5 protein-coding genes and 1 pseudogene are annotated in these 5642 nt (G+C 65.0%); 3 read left to right on the forward strand and 3 right to left on the reverse strand.

The window, feature by feature from the left end; translation table 11 throughout:
- The coding region (locus ADBZ5N_RS17005) for an FGGY family carbohydrate kinase (protein ID WP_526259458.1) at positions 1-1006 on the reverse strand (1006 nt) is incomplete at its 3' end.
- A gap of 112 nt (positions 1007-1118) precedes the next feature.
- On the opposite strand from ADBZ5N_RS17005, the gene ADBZ5N_RS17010 reads away from it, so the two are divergent.
- From ADBZ5N_RS17010 to ADBZ5N_RS17020, 3 genes are all read left to right on the forward strand, one after another.
- Complete coding sequence (locus ADBZ5N_RS17010) at positions 1119-1877, forward strand: class I SAM-dependent methyltransferase (RefSeq protein ID WP_526259460.1); 759 nt, start codon at positions 1119-1121, stop codon at positions 1875-1877.
- A gap of 48 nt (positions 1878-1925) precedes the next feature.
- Positions 1926-3401, forward strand: a complete 1476-nt coding sequence (locus ADBZ5N_RS17015) for a glutamate-cysteine ligase family protein (protein ID WP_526259452.1) — start codon at positions 1926-1928, stop codon at positions 3399-3401.
- A gap of 66 nt (positions 3402-3467) precedes the next feature.
- Entirely contained in the window at positions 3468-4991 is a 1524-nt protein-coding gene (locus tag ADBZ5N_RS17020) for an amino acid permease (RefSeq protein ID WP_526259454.1), read from the forward strand.
- A gap of 11 nt (positions 4992-5002) precedes the next feature.
- Here the strand turns inward: ADBZ5N_RS17020 and ADBZ5N_RS17025 are convergent, their stop codons facing one another.
- The gene (locus ADBZ5N_RS17025) at positions 5003-5428 is read right to left on the reverse strand and encodes an organic hydroperoxide resistance protein (RefSeq protein WP_526259456.1); all 426 of its coding nucleotides are present in this window, start codon (positions 5426-5428) and stop codon (positions 5003-5005) included.
- Between the two features lie 99 nt (positions 5429-5527).
- Positions 5528-5642: pseudogene (locus ADBZ5N_RS17030) on the reverse strand (hypothetical protein); the annotation flags it as partial.

Genomic DNA, 5642 nt, shown 5'->3' on the forward strand with positions numbered 1-5642 from the left:
ACGCCGGCACGAAGTAGATGCCGCCGTTGTCCTCGACCTGCGAAGCCAGCGCCTCGCTGTCCGCGGCGCCGCCGATAATGCCCAACTGATCGCGCAGCCACTGCACTGCCGAGCCGGTCACCGCGATTGAACCCTCAAGGGCGTAAATGGGTTTGGCGTCCCCGAATTGGTAGCACACCGTCGTCAGCAGTCCGTTGGTGCTGCGCACGATCTTCTCACCGGTGTTGAGCAGCAGGAAGTTACCGGTGCCGTAGGTGTTCTTGGCTTCGCCCGGTTTCAGGCAGACCTGCCCCACCATCGCGGCCTGCTGATCGCCGAGGCTGGCCGTTACCGGGACCTCGCCGATCATCGGGCCGTCGGCACGGGTCATGCCGTAGGGCTGCGGCGAGGACGACGGTCGGATCGCCGGCAGCATCGCCCGTGGAATCCCGAAGAACCCCAGCAGTTCGTCGTCCCAGTCCAGTGTCTCCAGATCCATCAGCATGGTCCGGCTGGCGTTGGTTGGGTCGGTGACGTGCACCCCACCGTTGGTGCCGCCGGTCATATTCCACAGCACCCAGACATCCGGGGTGCCGAACAGCGCCTCACCGGCTTCGGCGTCCTCCCTCAGCCCGGGGACGTTCTCCAGCAGCCACTGCAGTTTCCCGCCGGAGAAGTAGGTGGCCGGCGGCAGACCGGCCTTGCGCCGGATCACATCGCCGCGGCCGTCTCGGTCCAGTGCCGCGGCGATCTGGTCGGTGCGGGTGTCCTGCCAGACGATCGCGTTGTGATACGGCTGGCCGGTGTTGCGATTCCAGACGATGGTGGTCTCACGCTGGTTGGTGATGCCCAGCGCGGCGATGTCGGAGGCGCACAGGTTGGTGTTGTTCAGCGCTGAGGTCACCACAGTCTGGGTGCTGCCCCAGATTTCCGTCGGGTTGTGCTCGACCCAGCCGGCCCGGGGCAGGATCTGTTTGTGCTCAAGTTGACTGCGGCCAACCTCCAGACCGTTGTGGTCGAAGATCATGCAGCGGGTACTTGTCGTGCCCTGATCGATTGAAGCGACGAAGTCAGCCACGGTGCTCCTCGGTGCGTGTCATGGGAGGACAAACTGTCCACGGAGTCTGCCACCGTCCATGCTGGTCTACATGGGCTCTGCGAATTCTCCCGATCTGGCCGATATGCCGCGGGGCGGACCCGACGCCTCCTGGCTGGACCGGATGCTGCAGACAAACCGCCCCGAGTACCTCGATCGCGACGACGTTGACGACCAGGTCAAGCTCGGCGTGATCACCACGTTGGAGCGGTTGGGCTCGCTGACCAGGGAACACCAGCGCAACGCTCATCTGGTTCTTGAGCAGGTCGCCGGGGTGGCCGACCCGACGATTCTGGAACTCGGCGCCGGCCACGGCGCGTTGTCCCGGGTCCTGCTCGAGGAGCACCCCACCGCCCGGGTCACCATCTCCGACGTCAACCCCGGATCTGTGGCGGCGATGGCGGCCTCCGATCTCGGCCGGCACCCGCGCGCGGACGTTCGGACCATCGACGCCACCGCGATCGACGCCCCGGACGGGACCTTCGACGTCGCGGTGTTCGCGCTGTCCTTTCATCATCTGCCGCCGCCGAAGGCGGCCCGGGTGCTCGCCGAGGCCACCCGGGTGGCTGCCGCGCTGGTGGTGATCGACCTGGCGAGGCCACCGTCGGTGCTGCATCTGGTCAAGCTGGCGACGATGGCGCCGCTGGCACCGGTCTGGCCGTTTGCCCATGACGGTCTGATCAGTTGCCTTCGGGCCTACAGCCCGTCGGCGTTGCGCGCACTTGGTGAGCATGTCGGTGTCCAGGTCGATATCCGGCCCGCCGCATTCGACCGGCAGGTTGCGGTGGCCCGTCGGCTCTGAACGGTGATTTCCTTGCGCCGGGGCCGTTGACGAGGTTGCATCGACATCGTGGGCGAAGAGGTCAAGAACAGCAGTTACAGCCGGGCGCACCGCCAGCAGTACCGGCACAAGGTGCAGCTGTGCCTGGATGTGTTCGAAACCATGCTGGCCGAGTCCAGCTTCGAGTTCGACCGTCCGCTGACCGGGATGGAGATCGAGTGCAATCTCGTCGATGCGGAGTACCAGCCGGCGATGAGCAATCAGGAGGTGCTGGCCGCGATTGCCGACCCGGCGTATCAGACCGAATTAGGCGCCTACAACATCGAATTCAACGTTCCGCCGCGACCGCTGCCCGGCCGCACCGCACTCGAACTCGAATCCGAGGTGCGGGCCAGCCTTAACGCCGCGGAGACCAAAGCCAGCACCGACGGGGCGCACATCGTGATGATCGGGATCCTGCCCACCTTGATGCCCGAACACCTGGCCGGCAGTTGGATGAGCCCGTCGCTGCGTTATCAGGCGCTCAACGACTCGATCTTCACCGCCCGCGGCGAGGACATCCTGATTGACATCCACGGCGCGGAGCACCTGAGTATTCCGGCCGAATCCATCGCACCGGAGTCGGCGTGCACCAGCATGCAACTGCATCTGCAGGTCGAACCCGCCGCCTTCGCCGATAACTGGAACGCCGCCCAGGTGATCGCCGCGCCGCAGCTTGCGATGGGCGCCAACTCCCCCTACTTCTTCGGCCACCAGTTGTGGGCCGAGACCCGCATCGAGTTGTTCGCCCAGGCCACCGACACCCGGCCCGAGGAGTTGAAATCCCAGGGGGTGCGGCCCCGGGTGTGGTTCGGGGAGCGCTGGATCACCTCCATCTTCGATCTGTTCGAGGAGAACGTCCGCTACTTCCCGTCGCTGCTGCCGGAACTCTCCGAGGAGGACCCGGCCGCCGAACTCGCCGCCGGGCGCACACCGAAGCTCTCCGAACTGCGGTTGCACAACGGCACCGTGTACCGGTGGAACCGGCCGGTCTACGACGTCGTGAACGGCCGACCCCACGTCCGGGTGGAGAACCGGGTACTTCCGGCCGGACCGACCGTCGTGGACATGATGGCCAATTCGGCGTTCTACTACGGTCTGCTCCGGACCATCTCCGAAGATGAGCGACCGCTATGGACGAAGATGAGTTTTGTTGCGGCCCAGGACAATTTCATCGAAGCGGCCCGTAACGGAATGGCCGCGCGGCTGTATTGGCCGGGTCTGGGTGAAGTGACTCCCGACGAGTTGGTGCTGCGCCATCTGTTGCCGCAGGCCGAAGAGGGACTGCGGCGATGGAAGGTGGCCGCCGACGTGCGGGACCGGTATCTGGGCGTCATCGAGGGGCGGGCCAAGACCGGCCGCAATGGCGCGGTATGGCAGGTCGCCACGGTGGACAGGCTTGAAGAGCGCGGACTGGACAGGCCCCGGGCACTCGCCGAGATGCTTCGTCAATACTGCGAGTTGATGCACAGCAACCAACCGGTGCACACCTGGCCGATGCGTTGACGTCATCTTTGCAGTGAATCCGCACAGAGCCCGCGCAATCGCCCGACGAGTGCGAAAATTCGCTCCATGGCCCAGGACATCGAGCCCGTCGACCCACCGATGGGCGATCTGAAGCCCAAAGGCCTCAAGAAGGGGTCGGTCTCCCTGGTTGGGGCGGTGGCCATTGGGTTGGCCGCCACCGCACCCGCCTACTCGCTGACCGGAGCCCTCGGACCGGGCGCCCAGATGGTGGGCTATCAGTTGCCGATCGTCTTCATCATCGCGGTCATCCCGATGTACTTCGTCGCTCTTGCCTACAAACATCTCACCGACGCAGCACCGGATTCCGGAACGGTCTTCACCTGGGGATCCAAGGCGATCTTGCCGCACATCGGCTGGATAGGTGGCTACGCATTGATGCTGTCGAGCATCCTGGCCGGCGTCGGGGCCTCGGGAATCATCGTCAACGCCGTGAGCGTCGGACTCGGTCTGGAGGAGCCGAAAACGTGGTTCAAACTCCTCGTCGCCGCGACTTTCATTCTGATCACGACGTGGCTGGTCGCCCGTGGCGCGGAGGAGTCATCCCGGACCACCATCATCCTGACGGTCATCCAATACGGCGGCTTGATCATCTTCGCCGCGATCCTGATGGCCAACGTCATCGGCCGGGAGCGCAGTGCCTCCGTTGAGCCGTTCTCATGGGACTGGTTCAACCCGTTCGCCATCTCCAGTTTGTCCGATCTGGTCGGCGGTTTCCTGGTGGCAGTCTTCATCTTCTGGGGTTTCGACGCCGCGCTTTCCATGTCAGAGGAGACCGACGGCACCTCCGAGCAGGCCGGCCGGGTCGGGGTGACCGCAATCGTCATCATCCTGATCACCTACATCATCATCGGCGTGGCTGCGCTGGCTTACGCCGGAGTAGATGCGAACGACGAGGGCAGTCTCACCCACGAGGGCAACCTCGAGGACGTCTTCTCTGGCATGGCCCGGGAGGTGGTCGGGCCGGGCGGCGCGATCCTCGCAGCGGTGATCGTCGGGCTGTCGGCTTTCTCGGCCACGATGTCCACCGTGATGTCCACCGTTCGCGGTCTGCTGGCGATGGCCACCTACAAGGCACTGCCCGAACGATTCGCATCCGTCGATCAAGCGGTGCAGACGCCGAAATTCACCACCTGGTTCATCGGCCTGACGACGTTGGCCATCTACGGCGGCCTCAGTCTGGTCAGCGACAGCATCGTCGAGGACTGCGTCTACAGCGTGGGTATCTCAATCATGCTGTACTACACCGTCGTCGCGGTTTCCTCGGTGGTCTACTTCTGGGACACCGCTTGGAGTTCATGGCGCACCGCACTGGGACAGGTCATCCTGCCCGGGATTGCGGCGCTGATCCTCATCCCGGTCGGTGTGTTCGAGGCGTACCGAATGATCAGCCCCGAATACGGCAGTGGCGGGTCGCTTGCCGGCGTGGGGACAGTGTTCATCGTCGGTGTGCTCAGTATCGGTCTCGGTGTGCTGCTGATGGTCTTCTGGAGCGTGAAGTCACCGGCGTTCTTCCGTGGCGAAACGCTGCACCGGGAGCGCACTCATCGTCCCGAGCGCCCGAAAGACTGAGCCGCCCGGTCTCAGACCTTCGTCACCAGGGTGGCCTCCACGTTGCCGCGAGTCGCCTTCGAGTAGGGGCACACCTGATTGGCCTGCGTCATCAGTCCCTCGGCCTGGGCCTTCTCCAAGCCGGGCAGGTAGCCGATAATCTCGCTGGTCAATCCGTAGCTGGTGTCGTCCTTCCCGATCCCGACCCGAACCGTGACGGCGGTGGCGTCGTCGAGGGTGACACCGCTGTTTTTGGCGACCAGCCGCAGCGCCCCCAGGAAGCAGGCCGCGTAGCCGGCGGAGAACAGCAATTCGGGATTGACACCCTCCCCGCTGCCGCCCATCTCCTTCGGCGGGCGCGTGTCGAGGTTGAGCTTGCCGTCCGAGGACTTGACGTGGCCGTCCCGGCCTCCGCCGGTTGCGGTGGATTCTGCGGTGTAGATGGCGTCGATGGTCATACCTCGATCATGCCAGTCTGCCGGGCCGTGTCTGGCCGCTTGGGCGGCCGAGGCTGAAGCGCGGGCGGCGGATCGCCGGCAAGGACCGCCCAGGTTTCAGGTGGTGGGTTTCGGCAGCCCTGCGCGGATCAGCAGCAGTCGCAGCCAGGTCTCCTTCGGGGATTCAGCGCCGGGGTCGACCAGGCTGAGGGCTCGGCTCAGCTGATGCAGCCCC

It is taken from the genome of Mycobacterium sp., from assembly GCF_044370595.1.
GTDB lineage: Bacteria > Actinomycetota > Actinomycetes > Mycobacteriales > Mycobacteriaceae > Mycobacterium.